At 65.9% G+C, this 15,186-nt stretch carries 12 protein-coding genes and 1 pseudogene; 10 read left to right on the forward strand and 3 right to left on the reverse strand.

The genetic code is table 11. The features are described 5' to 3' along the window. The first annotated feature begins 32 nt into the window (after window positions 1-32). Together P3L18_RS08110 and P3L18_RS08115 are read left to right on the forward strand one after the other, a co-directional pair. A complete protein-coding gene (locus P3L18_RS08110) occupies window positions 33-1,181 on the forward strand; it encodes a hypothetical protein (RefSeq protein WP_276113823.1) in 1,149 nt (382 codons plus the stop codon). 739 nt (window positions 1,182-1,920) lie between these two features. Then, complete coding sequence (locus P3L18_RS08115) at window positions 1,921-3,432, forward strand: MFS transporter (protein WP_014358242.1); 1,512 nt, start codon at window positions 1,921-1,923, stop codon at window positions 3,430-3,432. A 14-nt stretch (window positions 3,433-3,446) separates the two neighbouring features. On the opposite strand, the gene P3L18_RS08120 is transcribed toward P3L18_RS08115, so the two are convergent. Continuing rightward, complete coding sequence (locus P3L18_RS08120) at window positions 3,447-4,439, reverse strand: hypothetical protein (protein WP_253193845.1); 993 nt, start codon at window positions 4,437-4,439, stop codon at window positions 3,447-3,449. Between the two features lie 294 nt (window positions 4,440-4,733). Here P3L18_RS08120 and P3L18_RS08125 point away from each other — a divergent pair, with 294 nt between their 5' ends. The 7 genes from P3L18_RS08125 (at window position 4,734) to P3L18_RS08155 (ending at window position 13,292) form a co-directional block, all read left to right on the forward strand. Continuing rightward, window positions 4,734-5,966 (forward strand): glycine betaine/L-proline ABC transporter ATP-binding protein, encoded by a 1,233-nt coding sequence (locus P3L18_RS08125; protein ID WP_276113824.1) that lies wholly within the window; start codon window positions 4,734-4,736, stop codon window positions 5,964-5,966. Then, the gene (locus P3L18_RS08130; protein ID WP_020172845.1) at window positions 5,963-6,823 is read left to right on the forward strand and encodes an ABC transporter permease subunit; all 861 of its coding nucleotides are present in this window, start codon (window positions 5,963-5,965) and stop codon (window positions 6,821-6,823) included. Before P3L18_RS08125 ends, P3L18_RS08130 begins: the two co-directional genes overlap by 4 nt. A 62-nt stretch (window positions 6,824-6,885) precedes the next feature. Next, window positions 6,886-7,881, forward strand: a complete 996-nt coding sequence (locus P3L18_RS08135; RefSeq protein ID WP_253193846.1) for a glycine betaine ABC transporter substrate-binding protein — start codon at window positions 6,886-6,888, stop codon at window positions 7,879-7,881. A gap of 190 nt (window positions 7,882-8,071) precedes the next feature. Continuing rightward, a complete protein-coding gene (locus tag P3L18_RS08140) occupies window positions 8,072-9,169 on the forward strand; it encodes a molecular chaperone (protein ID WP_276113825.1) in 1,098 nt (365 codons plus the stop codon). Window positions 9,170-9,235: 66 nt separating this feature from the next. Then, window positions 9,236-10,738 carry a sucrose phosphorylase gene (gene gtfA / locus P3L18_RS08145; RefSeq protein WP_276113826.1) on the forward strand — a complete coding sequence of 501 codons (1,503 nt, stop codon included), beginning with the start codon at window positions 9,236-9,238 and terminating at the stop codon, window positions 10,736-10,738. 84 nt (window positions 10,739-10,822) lie between these two features. After that, window positions 10,823-12,019 carry a hypothetical protein gene (locus P3L18_RS08150; RefSeq protein WP_276113827.1) on the forward strand — a complete coding sequence of 399 codons (1,197 nt, stop codon included), beginning with the start codon at window positions 10,823-10,825 and terminating at the stop codon, window positions 12,017-12,019. A 94-nt stretch (window positions 12,020-12,113) separates the two neighbouring features. After that, the gene (locus P3L18_RS08155; protein WP_276113828.1) at window positions 12,114-13,292 is read left to right on the forward strand and encodes a Fic family protein; all 1,179 of its coding nucleotides are present in this window, start codon (window positions 12,114-12,116) and stop codon (window positions 13,290-13,292) included. 25 nt (window positions 13,293-13,317) lie between these two features. Here P3L18_RS08155 and P3L18_RS08160 read toward each other — a convergent pair whose 3' ends face one another. Both P3L18_RS08160 and P3L18_RS08165 read right to left on the reverse strand, forming a co-directional pair. Next, window positions 13,318-13,524, reverse strand: coding sequence for a DUF2945 domain-containing protein (locus P3L18_RS08160; RefSeq protein ID WP_079928521.1), 207 nt, complete (start codon window positions 13,522-13,524; stop codon window positions 13,318-13,320). A gap of 94 nt (window positions 13,525-13,618) precedes the next feature. Next, window positions 13,619-14,505, reverse strand: a pseudogene (locus P3L18_RS08165) (LLM class flavin-dependent oxidoreductase). 202 nt (window positions 14,506-14,707) lie between these two features. Between P3L18_RS08165 and P3L18_RS08170 the strand changes: the two are divergent. Continuing rightward, the gene (locus P3L18_RS08170) at window positions 14,708-15,169 is read left to right on the forward strand and encodes a DinB family protein (RefSeq protein ID WP_276113829.1); all 462 of its coding nucleotides are present in this window, start codon (window positions 14,708-14,710) and stop codon (window positions 15,167-15,169) included. The last annotated feature ends 17 nt before the right edge of the window (window positions 15,170-15,186 follow it).

Here is a 15,186-nt window from a genome sequence, read left to right on the forward strand (position 1 = left end):
TGCCCAACGCAGACCTCGAGGAGCGCAGTGCCATGACGATGACCACCGGTGTCGAACCGCCCGCCGACCAGCAGAATCCGGCGCCACCGCCCGGCTCCCGACGATGGCTGCTGCTCGGGGTGTCGAACCTCGTTGTCGTCGTCGTGGTCTCGGTGCTCAGCTGGTATCTGCTGGCCGATCCGACGTCGAGCCCGTGGCACTTCTATCCATTGCCGTTCAACGCCGCACTGTTCTGGGCGATTCTGTTCATCGTGTTCATCGGCTTCAACTCCGAGTTCGTGGGATTCGACCGGCTCGGCCAGCCCCTGCGCGGCATCGCCGTCCTGGTCTCGACGGCGGTCTTCGCCGTCGCCGTGACCTGGCTGCTCGGTAGCGGCCTGGGTGCGCTGTTCCCCGACTTCGCCGGTTCCCGCGCCGGCGGCATGGGCTACTTCTCGGGCGCCCTGTTCGTGCTGTTCGGGTTCGGGACGTGGGTGATGGTGGTGCTCAACTGGCAGCACTGGCCATGGACCGCGCTGGGGATGAAGCAACCGTTGATCGGACTGTGCGAGATCGCATTCGTGGCCATCCCCACGCTGGCGCTCTACATCGTCATCGGACTGCCCGCGGTGTCGTCGTCGGTGACCAATCCGATGATGTCGCTCGACACCGTGCTCGGATGGTTCTATTCGATTGTGGTGTCGGTGATCCTGACCGGGCAGACACTCGACAACTGGCCGTGGAAGCTGTTCGGCGGCGGCGGAAAGACGGCGCTTGCCGCGACGATCGGCAACGCCCTGCTGGGCACGGCGATCTACTTCGTGATGCTCCCGCTGGCAAAGCTGCTCGTCGGTTCCAAGGCCTCGGCCGAGTTGGGCAACACCATCCATCAGTTCCCCGCACAGATCGGCGTGTGTTGGGCATTCTGGATGATCTTCTGGGCGAACGGCTTCGGCAACCGATTCGCACCCGCGGTCCGCGCGGTGCTGACCTTTGTCCTGGCCGTCGGAACCTTCCTGCTCTACTACCGGTTTGCCGCCGGTCACGTCCTCCACGAACCCGCCGTCGCCTCCGGGTTGGCCGGTAACGCATTGGGATTCGTCGATTGGCTGGTGCTGTGGACACTGATCTACGTCGTCGCATTCCAGTCGATGGGGTTGCGCCGGCTGGTCGACGATCCGGAGCCTGCAGACGTGCGTTAGCAGGGAGTTCGGCTGCAGCCGAGCCCGGCCTCGCCTGTTTTCAGTCATTCTGCGAGTAGCTCCGCGGCAAAAGCCCAGGTCGCGAGGGCTGGGCTACTTTGCGAATGACTGAAAACAGGCGAGTGGTCGTGGCTGCGCCTCTGAACTGGACATGAAGTATCGATAACGCACCAGAGATTCTTTATGCTGAATCGATGTGGCTGGGGATACTCATCGGGGCCGGATCGCTCGCGCTACCCGCCGCCCTGCTCGCGCTGTTTGCCAGACATCTTCGGCGCCGACAACGGCAGCGCGGCCTCGGGGGTTACAACAGTGCCGTACTGGGCTACACCTACGGCGGGGTTCCCGCCTACGATCCACCAGCACGCACCGACGGTGCTGCGTGGACAACGACAATCGAGCAACACCCTCCCCGACGAGGAAGTCACCGCTTGACGACAGGCTGGCCGAATCAGGCTCGCCGGCGGGATGTACGAGGTACGAAACCAGCTTCGGCACAAAGGGTCTCGAGGCTCGTCGCTTGCGCTCCTCGGCACCTCGACCATCATGAGGAGACAGCAGGCGAGTCGGGACCATCATAAGAACGAGCAGGCGACTCGGGACCACCGGCGGGGAGGACGGCGAGTGGGTTGTAGCCATCGATCCCCACAGCGGCGGAGCGCAGCCGGACATATCGATCAATTCGCCCATAACGCTTGCGGATTCGCGGAAAGTGGGGACGATTACCTACGCTAAGAAAATGCCTGATCCTGCACCTGCCGGCCACAGGCCGTCGCCTCTGCACTGGGCACACGCCCACGTCGTCGAGCGCCACCTGCATTCATTGGCCGCGCTCATCCGCCGCAAGCCTCCGCTGACACAGGAGTCGATCACTGTTGTCGACCAGCCGATGCTCAAGCGAGCGATCGGGGCGGCGGCGCTGGGAAACATGATGGAGTGGTTCGACTTCGGTGTGTACGGCTACCTCGCCGCCACGCTGGGCAAGGTCTTCTATCCGGATGCGTCGTCGAGCGCGCAGCTGTTGGCCACCTTTGCGACCTTCGCCGCGGCGTTCCTCGTGCGTCCGCTCGGCGGGTTCTTCTTCGGCCCGCTCGGTGATCGGATCGGCAGGCAGAAGGTGCTCGCCGTCACGATGATCATGATGGCCGCCGGCACCTTCGCGGTCGGCTGCATCCCGTCCTACGGCGTCATCGGGATCTGGGCGCCGATCCTTTTGCTTGTGGCGCGCATGATCCAGGGGTTCTCCACCGGCGGTGAATACGGTGGGGCCACCACCTTCATCGCGGAGTACTCCCCCGATCGCCGACGCGGATTCCTGGGCAGCTGGCTCGATTTCGGCACATTCATCGGCTACTCGCTCGGCTCCCTGATGGTGACCGTACTCAATGCCGCGCTCGGCGACGACACGATGACGTCGTGGGGGTGGCGCATTCCGTTCTTCATCGCGGGTCCGATGGGACTGATCGGCCTCTACCTGCGGATGCGGTTGGAAGATACGCCGGCATTCCAGAAGCAGCTCGACGAACACGACGCCAAGGTCAAACAGACCGAGAGCGCCGGCCGCGAGATCGGCACCATCTTCGTTCGCTTCTGGCGACCGCTGCTGGTGTGTATCGGCCTGGTCATTCTCTACAACGTCACCAACTACATGATCACCGCTTATCTACCAACCTATTTCACCGACGTCATCGGTCGCGGCCAGCTCAGCTCCGACCTCCTGGTGTTGCTGTCGATGCTGGTGGTGGTCGCCCTGATCGTCTTCCTCGGTCGGCTCAGCGACCACATCGGCCGCCGACCCATCTTCGCGATCGGCGCAGTCTTGCAAATCGTGGTCGCCGTACCGTGTTTCATCCTGTTCGGGATGGACACAATCTGGGCGCCGATCGTCGCGTGCGTGGTATTCGGCGTCATCCTGGCATGCTTCGCCGCACCGACGGCCTCGACACTGCCCGCCCTGTTCCCGACCTCGGTACGCTACGGAGCGCTGTCGATCGGTTTCAACATCGCGGTCTCGGCGTTCGGCGGCACCACCCCTCTGGTCACCTCGGCGCTGGTGAGCGCCACCGGCAATCACCTGATGCCCGGCTTCTATCTGATCGGCAGCGGGATCGTCGGCCTGGTTGCCGTCCTGTTCCTCCGCGAATCAGCCCGGCAGCCGCTGAACGGCTCACCACCACAGGTGGATACACCGGCCGAGGCCGAGCGCACCTATGCCGTGGCCCGCGAATCTGCGGCGGCGCTGAGCGCCTGATCCGGGCGCTGCTCTCAGACCGAGCAGTTCGGCGAGGTGACGTCCGCTCCGCCGGCGATCCGGCTGACGACGCCGTTGCTGATGGTGAACGAGAGTTGTCCACCGGGGACTGTGGCGAAGTATCCGGGCCGGGCGAAGGGACCGTTCTGCGGAATCGGTTGGGCGTCAGGGTATGCGGCGGTCACAGCGCTTTGCGGGTCGCCGAGTCCGACACCCTTCTCGGTGGTGACCGCAGGACCGGTGGCGCTGGTACCGGAGGCCACCACGCACCGGACGGGATCGCCGTCGACGTAGAGTTCGTTCTGCCTGTTCATGGCGGGACCGCGCGCTCCGTCGCCCTTGACCTGGAACGTCAATCCCGTTGCTGCAGCGGCTGCTTGCACCGACATGCCAACCTTGACCACCCCCAGTGACGTGGGCGTGATCGTCAGCTGATCCCCGGACCAGGCACCGGAACCCGATGCGGCAGTGCTGGTGGCGGCTGTCGATGAGCCGGTGTCGGGCGAACCCGGGTCGACGTAGTCGCCTGAGCAGATGTTGATGTAGCGGCTCGGGTCGAAGTGTTCGCCGTGCTGTGGGAAGAACCATTCGATGGCCTGATACCGCTGTGCTCCGTCGCAGGTACCGAGATTGAAGGCGACGACGGTGGCTTGTTCGGCATGTTGTTCGGCAACGATCTCACCGGAGCCTCCGTACAGGGCCGAGCCGGTTCCGGTGGCCTGCGGGCCGCCCCACGACGACCACACCACGTTGCTCACCAGGCCCGTGGGATCGCCGCCGTTGAAGATCTCCGACGGTCGGACCTCGCCGTATCCCTTTTGATAGGGGCTCCACACCTTGCCGAGCGTCGCGTTGACCACCAGTGGCGCCGCACTCGACGACGCAGTCGAGTCAGCGCCAGAACCATGCTCCCCGGAGGCCGAACCATTCACCGACGAGCACGCCGCCGTCGCGGTGAGCAGTGCCGCACAACCAAGAGTGAGCATCACCCGGGCAAGTCGCATCATGTCTCCTTGAAAGATCCTGCGGCGCAGGCTCGGAGCCCAACAGTGCGCCGCCTCTGCGGCCGGCCGATCATCCCGGGGGCGTGGCCGCGTTCGTATGTTCGGACGACAGCGCGCGGCGCCGCATTCCCCGATGTCCGACAAAACCGACAGTGCAGTCGCCGGCCGTTCATTTCCGAGTACCGCCCATGCGCCACACAGCTTCTGTTTAGGGTGACCAAAAGGGTGCCGCAATTGCCACGAGCACAGATTGTTGCGTGATGCGCAACGCCTGGGTGCCTGCTGGAAGGAGGAGAGGTGACCATCTCGCCCGAGACCGACAGCGCGACCACCGCGTCCGCAGCCGGGCCCGCGCTACGCGCCGAACATGTCTACAAGGTGTTCGGACGCCGACCCGACGAGGCCGTCAAGCGCCTCCGCGAGGGCGCCGACGCCGACGACGTGAAGGACCTCGGTACCGCCGCGGTCATCGACGCCACCTTCGATGTCGCGCCCGGCGAGATCTTCGTCGTGATGGGGTTGTCCGGATCGGGCAAGTCGACGTTGATCCGCACCCTCAACGGACTGTGGAAGCCGTCGGCCGGTTCGGTGTTCGTCGGCGATATCGATCTCGCCGCGGTGAACGACAAGCACCTGCGGCAGATCCGCCGCGACTCGATTTCCATGGTGTTCCAGCACTTTGCGCTCCTGCCGCACCGCAGCGTCCGCGATAACGCCGCCTATGCATTGCGGGAAAAGGGAATTGCCAAGGCCGAGCGGCTCGAGCGCGCCGACCACTGGCTCGAGACGGTCGGTCTGCACGGGTGGGGCGACCGTTATCCCCGCCAGTTGTCCGGCGGTATGCAACAGCGCGTCGGATTGGCGCGTGCGCTGGCCGCCGAGACCCCGATTCTGTTGATGGACGAGGCCTTTTCAGCACTCGACCCGCTGATCCGCCGGGAGATGCAGGATCAACTCGTCGAATTGCAGGCGTGCCTGGGCAAGACGATCGTGTTCATCACCCATGATCTCAACGAGGCGATGTACGTCGGCGACCGGATCGCCGTCATGCGATCCGGTCGGATCGTCCAGATCGGTTCGGCCGAACAGATTCTCACCGAGCCCGCCAACGACTACGTCGCCAAGTTCACCGCCGAGGTCGACCGCACCCGCGTGCTCACCGCCGCGTCGGTGCTGCAACCCGCGCAGGTGACACTGCCCGTCACCGCCGAACCGCAGGAGGCGATCATCGCGATGCGTCACCACCAGACCGATCGCGCCCTGGTCACCGACGACGGCCGACTGTTGGGCTATCTCACCGACGACGACATCGCCACCATGCCCGACGACCCGCCGGATCTGCGGCCACTCGTGCGCACCGACTCGCTGGTCCGGGTCAACGCTTCGACCCCGATCGCGGAATTGTTCGCTCCGTCAGCACAATCCGTGGTCCCGCTGGTGGTGACCGACGACGACGGCCGGTTGCGCGGGGTGATCCCGCGGACCAGCCTGCTGGCTGCGCTCGCCCCGCGTGAGGAGGACAACGCATGAGCTTCGTCAACCCGCGCATCCACGTCGGCGACGCCATCGAGTCCGCCTTCAATTGGCTGACCGACCATGCCGGTTGGCTGTTCGACGCCATCAAGACGGTGATCACCGGTCTCTACGATGCGTTCAACACAGTGTTGTCGAGTCCGCCGTACTACGTGATGATCGTGATCTTCGCGGCGCTGGCGTTGCTGGCCGCCGGGTGGCGGCAGGGGTGGAAGCTCGCGATCTTCGCGGTGATCGGCTTCTACTTCATCCGCGCCTTCGACCAGTGGGTCAACGCGATGAACACCATTGCACTGGTGCTGGTCTCGGTGATCATCGCGCTGATCATCGCGTTGCCTATCGGTATCCTCGCCGCCCGCAGCCGGGTGGTCTCGTCGATCGTGCGCCCCGTTCTCGACCTGATGCAGACGCTGCCCGGGCTGGTCTATCTGGTCCCGGTGATCATCGTGTTCGGCATCGGCCCCACTCCGGGTGTGGTGTCGACACTGATCTTCGCCATGCCCCCGGGTATCCGCTTGACCGAGTTGGCGATCCGTCAGGTCGATCCCGAAGTGGTCGAGGCCGGACAGGCTTTCGGCTCCAGCCCGGCCCGCATCCTCGGCCAGATCCAGATCCCATTGGCCATGCCCACGATCATGGCAGGTATCAATCAGGTCATCATGCTGGCACTGTCGATGGTCGTCATCGCCGGGTTCGCCGGTGCCGGCGGGCTCGGCGGCCAGGTCAACGAGGCGTTGCAGACGCTCAACCTCTCACTCGGTTCCGAAGCCGGTCTGGCCGTGGTGATCATCGCCGTCTACCTCGACCGGCTGAGTTCGGCGATCGGTAACCGCGGCCGCGTCGCACAACTCTGAACACCCGAGACCGTGAAGTAGTGAAGTGAAGTAGGGAAAGAGGGTAGGTAGAGATGAGAAAGATGACGAGAAAGCTCGGGGTGCTCGCCGCCGTGGTGACGGTCGGCGCGCTGGCGCTGAGCGGCTGTGGTGCGTCGAACTCGAACTCCGACAGCGGCTCCGGCGGCACCACCAGCGCCACCAACGATCTCGCGTCGAAGTACGCGAATTGCTCGCTGACGCAGGGCAAGGCACCCGCGGGCAGCCTCGGCGCCGGCAACGACACCAACGTCACCATCGGTGCGTTCAGCGGATGGGACGAGTCGACGGCCACCGCCTACCTGATGAAGAACATCCTGCAACGCAACGGCTACACCGCCGACGTCAAAACCCTCGACGCGGCAGCCGCTTTCACCGCGGCGTCCAAGGGTGACGTCGACGTGCTCACCGATGTGTGGTTGCCGAGCACGCACAAAACCTACATCGACCGCTACGGCGACCAGCTCGAACCGCTCGGCTGCTGGTACGACAACGCGAAACTGACCATCGCCGTCAACGATTCGTCGCCCGCGCAGTCGATCGGCGACCTGAAATCGATGGCGTCGCAGTACAACAACACCCTCGTCGGCATCGAGCCCGGCGCCGGTGAGACCGCGATCGTCAAGGACAAGGTGATCCCGGCGTACGGTCTGCAGGATCTCACCTTCACCACCTCGTCCACCGCGGCGATGCTCGCCTCGATCCGCAAGGCCGAAGCCGACAACACCAACGTCGCGGTCACCCTGTGGAAGCCCCATTGGGCTTACTCCGCGTTCAAGATCCGTGACCTGCAGGACCCGAAGGGCGCGCTCGGCGGCAAGGAAGGCCTGTGGAACTTCGCCACCAAGGGCTTCGGTGAGAAGGCACCCAAGGCCGCGCAGCTGTTCAAGAATCTCGTCGTCCCCGACGCCGACCTGTCGGAGCTGGAAAATCTGATGACCCAGAAGTACGGCGGCAACAATCCCGACGGCGCGGTGACCGAATGGTTGTCCACGCATCCGCAATTCGAGAGCCAGATCGTGGCCGCCCAGCTCGGCTGAGCACACTGACCGATCGACGAGCGCGCCCCCGGCCGATGGTTGGGGGCGCGCTCGTGCCCAATCCGCAACCTGTCTGCCAGGCAATCCTCACGATGTCGTCAGCGGCTCACCAGGCCACAAGCGCATCGTGGATTCTGGTGAGCCACTTCCGTGCCCACCGACGTTCCACCGGCGTCTGCGGAGGTTGATCATGAGTGTGGTTGTCGGGCTTCATCTCCAATCCGACCACGTGCGCGTTGCGGTCATTCGCGACACGTCTTCCGGCGGCCGAACGGCCACCGCCGACCGATCTGTCGGTTCCGTCCGGATCGACTCGCAGTACACCTTCCCGGCCGCGCTGCGCTGGCCCGCGCACACCGCCGCAGCCCTGCCCGATCGGCGTCACGCCGATGCCACCTACCGCCACTTCGTCGACCATCTGGGTGATCCACGTCCGCTGAGCGCACCCGGCGGTCCGGACCGTCTCGCCGACGACCTCGCCGCCCGGCTGCTCGTCGTCCTGGTCGCGCACCTCGAGGCCACCGTCGGCGAACATGTCGCACGGCTGCTCATCGCGCACCCGACCTATTGGACCGTCCCGCAGGTATCGCTGTTCCACCGCAGTCTCGTTGACGCCGGACTCGCCGACCATCGGGCGCTGCTGCTCGTTCCCGACACCGACGCCGCGCTCGAATGGGTGGACCACTGCGACGGTCTCGACCGGGCGCATAGCGTGACCGTCTGCGACCTGCGCGACGACAGCGCCGTGGTCGCCCATGCGCGTCGGCCACGCTCGGGACATCTAACGACCATCACCGCGCACCGCTTTCCCGGGTTGGGCGTGTGCCACCTCGACGACCGTCTCGAGCATCGGGTCCTGGCGAAGGCGGCGCAGGCCGGGCACCCGGTGCCGCCGCATCCGGCGCTACTCGCCCAGGTGCGAGCGCACTGCGCGGAAGTCCGAACCACGTTGCGCACCATGTCGACCCGCATGGAGGTCGTCACACCAGGTGTCCGCGGACTCGAGCAGCACGGTGTGACGCTCACCCTCGACGACCTCTACGGCCTCGCCCGCCCGCAGGCGGCGGAGATCGTGCGCGCCCTGCAGCGCTGCGGCGACACCGATCCCGGTCCCGACCACGTCGTGCTCATCGGCACCGCCCCGACGTTCCCGCTGCTCGCCGACAGCGTGGCCGCCCGGTTCGACTGTCCCGTCGTCATCCCCGCCGACGCCGAGTTCGTCTGTGCGCGAGGCGCAGCGCTGCTTGCCGCCACCTCGACGGTGGTGACCCCGATGACGCAGGCGTGAGGAGTACCACCCTCGCCTGAGCCCGGTTCCCGCCGCAAATGCACGTCACCCAGTAGCGTTGGCGTCGTGCAGAACACGGTGCATCTGATTGCGTACGCGGATCGGTTCGGTGGCAGCCTCGCCGGGCTCACCGCACTCCTGCGAGGCCCCTTCGACGGTGTGTTCGGCGGGGTGCATGTGCTGCCGTTCTTCACCCCGTTCGACGGTGCCGACGCCGGATTCGACCCCGTCGACCACACCCGCGTCGGCCCCCGGCTGGGGAGCTGGGCCGACATCACCGACCTCGCGACCACGCACGAGGTGATGGCCGATCAGATCATCAACCACGTGTCGGCGGACTCGGCACAGTTTCGTGACGTCGTCGCCCACGGCAACGAGTCGGACTATGCGCCAATGTTTCTCACCCTGTCGTCGGTGTTCCCGAACGGTGCCACCGAGGACCAGCTGACGGCCATCTACCGGCCGCGGCCCGGGTTGCCGTTCACGGCCATCGCGCTCGGCGGGCGCGTGCGGTACGTGTGGACCACCTTCACCGCCGCCCAGATCGACATCGACGTGCGGTCGGCGCCGGGCCGGGCTTACCTCGACTCGATCCTCGACGCGGCCACCGATGCCGGGGTGAGCGCGCTACGTCTCGACGCCGTCGGATATGCGATCAAGACACCGGGAACCTCGTGTTTCATGACACCCGAGACCATCGCCTTCATCGACGAGTTCGCGGCGAAGGCGCACACGCGGGGTGTCGAGGTCCTCGTCGAGGTGCACTCGCATTTCGCGCGGCAGATCGCCATCGCGCGCTCGGTCGACCGCGTCTACGACTTCGCTCTGCCCGCATTGGTGTTGTATACCCTCTACACCGCCGATGCGCAGGCGCTGGTGCGGTGGCTGCAGATCCGTCCCGACAACGCCGTCACCGTGCTCGACACCCATGACGGCATCGGGGTCGTCGACGTCGGGCCCGACCCGGTCGAGGGGCCTGGGCTGCTCACCCCCGTGCAGGTCCACGAGCTCGTCGAGGAGATCCACCGTCGCACCGGCGGTACGAGCCGCCTTGCGACGGGCACATCGGCTGCGAATGTCGATATCTATCAGGCGAATTCGACGTTCTACGATGCTCTCGGCCGTGACGACGAGCGCTATCTGAGCGCCCGCGCGCTGCAGTTGTTCGTGCCGGGCATCCCGCAGGTCTACTACGTCGGGCTGCTGGCCGGCGGCAACGACATGGAGTTGCTCGATCGGACCGGCGTCGGCCGCGACATCAATCGTCACCACTACACACATGCCGAGATCGCCGAGGACCTCCGCCGCCCGGTGGTCGGGGCGCTGCTGGCGTTGTGCCGGTTCCGCAACACCCATCCGGCGTTCGACGGGCCGTGTGAGACCACATTCGCCGACGGGCATCTGCGGTTGCTGCGGCGCGGACGTGCGGTGGCGGGGGCATGGGCGCGCGCCGACATCGATCTCGCGACCGGTGTCACCCAGGTGGCCTGGGGCGACGGCGATCGCGAGTGGTCAGCGCCCGTCGCCGAGCTAGCGAGCAGGTGGGGCGTGTCGTCCGAGGTGAGCTGACGCCGGCCGTTCCGAAAGTGTCGTACCCCTGCCCTATCGTCATCGGTGAAGGGAACGTCCCCTTCGCGACCGGAGGGAGAAACGATGCGCACCAATGATTTCGATGCATCCATCGACGACGCCTGGCAGGAGTTCCGCACCGAACTCGCCGCATTCCTCCGTGAGCTGACCGCCGCCGATCTCACCTGGATCGAACAGGACCCCAGCATCCCGGAGGGCCCGCACGGGCGGATCGACATCCGGTACACGCGGGCGCATCGGGTGCGGTTGACCCTAGACCCGTTCACCTTGCACACCTCCGTCGACTGCTACCGGGTCCAGGTCGGGCAACTGCGCGCACTCGGTTGGCGCCGGCTGGCCGACGGTTCCTACATTCTCGAGGGTGGACATGCCCGCGCCGACGAGATGGCCGCTGCCATCGCCGACACCTTCCGTCAGGTGTGGGAGACGGTGCATCCGACATTCCTGCGCGCGCCGTTTCTCGCCGACGAGCCGCCCCGCGTCGAGCCCACGCTGCGCGCCGGGGTCGTCCCGCACGGTCCGGAACATCTGCGGACTCTCGTCGTCTCGATGCTCGAGGAGGTCACCGGCCAACGCATCGAGGTCGACGACGACGGAGACGTCGTGTTGCCGACCGAGCCGCCGTCGTGGTTGCGGGTGTACGAGGATCTGCCGCGGTTGGTGGCGTTCGCGATGCTCACCGATTCCGTCTCCGATCCCCTCGTCGCGGCACCCTACATCGCAGCGCAACCGACCTCGCGCGACGGTATCCGGGTGATGCTGCGTCAACGGCAGGTGTTCGCGCACCGCGTCATCGACGTCACCGTGTTCTCCGGCGACAACCTGCGGGCCGGCCTGGCCGACTGGTTCGGCTTCATCGACGACGACGTGCCGCGCATCGTCGCACGCGTGCGTTCAGGCGCCGATACCTTTGGTGTGGAAGCGAATTCGCCGGCCGAAGCCGAGGATTCGGATCCGTTGCCGGACACCCTGCTGGCGGTGCTGCAACTCGACACCGACAACGCGGTGCTCAGTCCCCGCGAGATCGCCCAGATCTGCGGGTACGACCGCTCGGAGATGCTGCAGTTGATCCGCACGTGTGAGGAGCAGTATCTGTCGTGGGCGCAGTCCGCCGAGGAGGCCGACGATCCGGAGGAGGCGCAGGCGTGCCGCCACGAGGAGCAGGGCTGGCGGGTGACCACCGACAAGTTCCGTGCCGCCCTGCGGGTGGTGGTCCTGCCCGACGACGAGCCGCGGCCCCGGATGCGTCCGGCTGGGTGAGGGTAGGTCTCTCCTTATTCTCACTTAGCAGATAAGCGAGAGTATGGTGGGCGCATGTTCTCAGCTATTTCGTTCAGATAGGTGAACGTCGCGAATGTGGCCGGCCATCGACTATGAGTACCTCGACTGGACACCGACAATTCCGGCCGAGTTGCTCACGCGTGCGCAGCGGGACCGTCATCGCGGACCCTACCGCGCCGCCGTCGTGCCGCTCATCGCCGACAAGACTCCGGCTGTCCCGGCGCCGCTGGCGACACTGGTATCCGAGGCAAGTGCGATGATCGCCCGTTTCGACGCCGAGTTCGGCAGCGAGATAGCGTCGTTCGCCACCATCCTGCTCCGCTCCGAGTCTGCCTCGTCATCCCAGATCGAAAACCTCTCGTCCGGCGCAAAACAGATAGCCCTCGCACAGCTCGGGAGCACCGAGAAGCGCAACGCGACCGCCATCGTCGGCAACGTCGCTGCGATGAGCGCGGCGATAGCGCTGGCCGACCGATTGGACGCCGACACCATTCTTGCCATGCATCGCGCACTGCTCGAGAACCACGATCCGGCGATCGCCGGCGCCTGGCGCACCGATCAGGTATGGATCGGTGGCTCGGGAGTGGGTCCACACGGCGCCGACTTCGTAGCACCCGCCGCGCGATACGTGCCCCAACTCATCGATGATCTGCTGATTTTCGCGCGCCGCACAGATCTGCCGCCACTGCTCGCCACCGCAATCGCACATGCCCAGTTCGAGACGATCCACCCCTTTCCGGACGGGAACGGACGCACCGGTCGGGCGCTGGTGCAGTCCATGTTTCGCCACCACGGAATGACCCACACCGTCACGATTCCGGTCTCGACAGGACTACTCGCCGACACCGGACACTATTTCGCCACCCTCGATGCGTATCGCGAAGGCGATGTCGTCCCCATCATCGAGACGATGGCCAACGCAGCGATGTCTGCGATCGCGCAAGCAACCGACCTGGTGTCGGAGCTTCGGCGAATCCGCAGTCACTGGAGCGATATCGTCCGGGTTCGTGGTGGGTCATCGGCTCAACGGCTTCTCGATGTTGTTCTGCGCCAACCGGTCGTGGACACCAAGACGGTGGCCGGCGAGCTCGGCATCTCGCCGACAAATGCCGGCCGGGCCATCGCCCCGCTCGTGGAGGCCGGTGTACTGGTGGAATTCACCGGCTTCCGGCGTAACCGGATGTGGCAAGCCATCGAGGTGACAGCAGCACTCGATGACTTCGCGGCGCGGGCGATGCGGCGCCTGCAGTAATGCTGCGAGTACGTCGTGGCGATCGCTACTTCTTCTTCGTCAGCGACGACTCCTTGTGTGCGGCTTTCGCTCCGGTCTTGTCGGATTCGACGATCCAGTAGGGCTCGTCATCGGACGCGTTGAACTTCTGGCCCTCGAACGTGAACGGGGAGGTGCGTTTCTCGCGAGCCGTGCCATGTGTGGTGCCCTGCGAGGTGTTCCATTCGACGATGTCGTTGGTGGTGATGGACATGAGCCGAGGATGGTCCGCTCATCGGGCGCCGTCACCGGAGAGGCTGAGGTTGATGCGCAGTCGACACCCCGGCGAGCATGTGGTCACGCGCCGGTCACGTCAGGCGGAAGTCCTCGGCCACCTCGGCGGCTCGGTGCAGTTGGTCGGGGTCGGCGCTGGTGGGAATCAGCTGGACCTCGTCGGTTCCGATGTCGGCGAACGCCGTCAGCACCGCCCGCAATTCGTCCTCGGTCCCGGCCCAGCCGGTGGTCGGGGCCATCGCGTCGACGAACTCCGCCGGTATCCAGTTCATGTAGCGACGCAGGTGTCGGTGGATCTGTGCGCGCGGCGCGTCGCCGTCGCCGAAGGCGAACCAGAACGAGGTGGCCAGGTGCGGCGGCGGCCTCCCCGCGTCGGCCCACGCGGTACGTGCGATGTCGAAGAGTTCGCGTTGCCGCGTGAGATCGAGGTCGAGGGTCACCCCGGCGACACCGGACGCCCAGGCGGCGGCGCTGCGGATGGTGGCCGGACCCGTTGTCCCGACATGTAATTCGGGACCGCCGGCCTGGACGGGCGACGGCCCGACCGGTCGGGTGGCGCCGGTGAGGTTCTCCCCCGCCCACACCAAGCGCATTATCTGGGCACGTTCACCGAGGACGCGCATACGTTGGGTGGCGAGGTCGGCGCCCACGGCGCGATAGTCCTCGTGGCGGCCGCCGATACCCAGGCCCACGGTGAGCCGGCCGCCGCTGAGCATGTCGCCGGTGGCCAGTGCCTTGGCCAGCATGACCGGGTCGTGCAGTTGCGGGACGACGACCGTGGTCACCAGCCGTACGCGGCTCGTCCAGGCGGCGAGTGCGCCGAGCAGCGTCAGGGTGTCGGGTTGTCGAAGGCGATTCGTTCACCCCAACACAGTGACGAGAACGGTCCGTCGTCGATGGCCGTGGCCCATGACCGCAAGACGTCGGCGTCCAGGTCGGGCTCCATCACGGGCAGCGTCATTCCGATGCGCACGAGAGGGATCGTGACACGGCCGGCGACTCTCCTCGCCTGTTTTCAGTCATTGGCGTGGGTAGCGAGCGACCGCGACCTGGGGTTATGCCGAATCTCTACTTCGAGAATGACTGAAAACAGGCGAGAACGACCGAGGGGTGCGGCGGCGTCCGTTGCAGCCGAAGTGACGCCATGTGCGACAGTCCTCGATATGGATTCGTGGACCGCTGCCGCCCTGGACACCGCCGACACGTGCTGGACCGGCATGGTCGGTGTGCTCGAGGAACTCACCGACTCCGAGGTCCACCGACGGCTCCCCGTCGACGGGTCGAACTCGCCGTATGCGGTGGCCCACCACTGCGTGGAGATGACGCGATGGTGGCTCGGAACCTTCGGATGCGGCCTCGCCCTGCCGCGAGAACGGGCCGCGGAGTTCGACGCGACCGGTTCACTCCCCGACCTCCTCGCACGTATCCGAAGCACGCGCACCGACATGATCACGTGGACCGAGCAGATCCTTCGCGACGGCATCGCCGCTCGGGATGCGACAGGCACGACAGCCGACGTCGACCTCGCGACCGTCTCACCGCAGTGGGTGATCATGCACGTGGTGCACGAACTCGCCCAGCATCTCGGTCAGATGCAGGTCACGCGGGATGTGTTGCGGGCCTGAGGCCGTCGGCCCTGAGG

The organism is Gordonia sp. N1V, from assembly GCF_029269935.1.
Taxonomy (GTDB): domain Bacteria; phylum Actinomycetota; class Actinomycetes; order Mycobacteriales; family Mycobacteriaceae; genus Gordonia; species Gordonia polyisoprenivorans.

Coding starts and splice junctions, on each gene's coding strand:
- P3L18_RS08155 (WP_276113828.1), top strand. CDS start 12,114: ATGTGGCCGGCCATCGACTATGAGTACCTCGACTGGACACCGACAATT.
- P3L18_RS08135 (WP_253193846.1), top strand. CDS start 6,886: ATGACGAGAAAGCTCGGGGTGCTCGCCGCCGTGGTGACGGTCGGCGCG.
- P3L18_RS08120 (WP_253193845.1), bottom strand. CDS start 4,439: ATGATGCGACTTGCCCGGGTGATGCTCACTCTTGGTTGTGCGGCACTG.
- P3L18_RS08115 (WP_014358242.1), top strand. CDS start 1,921: ATGCCTGATCCTGCACCTGCCGGCCACAGGCCGTCGCCTCTGCACTGG.
- P3L18_RS08150 (WP_276113827.1), top strand. CDS start 10,823: ATGCGCACCAATGATTTCGATGCATCCATCGACGACGCCTGGCAGGAG.
- P3L18_RS08140 (WP_276113825.1), top strand. CDS start 8,072: ATGAGTGTGGTTGTCGGGCTTCATCTCCAATCCGACCACGTGCGCGTT.
- P3L18_RS08110 (WP_276113823.1), top strand. CDS start 33: ATGACGATGACCACCGGTGTCGAACCGCCCGCCGACCAGCAGAATCCG.
- P3L18_RS08130 (WP_020172845.1), top strand. CDS start 5,963: ATGAGCTTCGTCAACCCGCGCATCCACGTCGGCGACGCCATCGAGTCC.
- P3L18_RS08170 (WP_276113829.1), top strand. CDS start 14,708: ATGGATTCGTGGACCGCTGCCGCCCTGGACACCGCCGACACGTGCTGG.
- P3L18_RS08160 (WP_079928521.1), bottom strand. CDS start 13,524: ATGTCCATCACCACCAACGACATCGTCGAATGGAACACCTCGCAGGGC.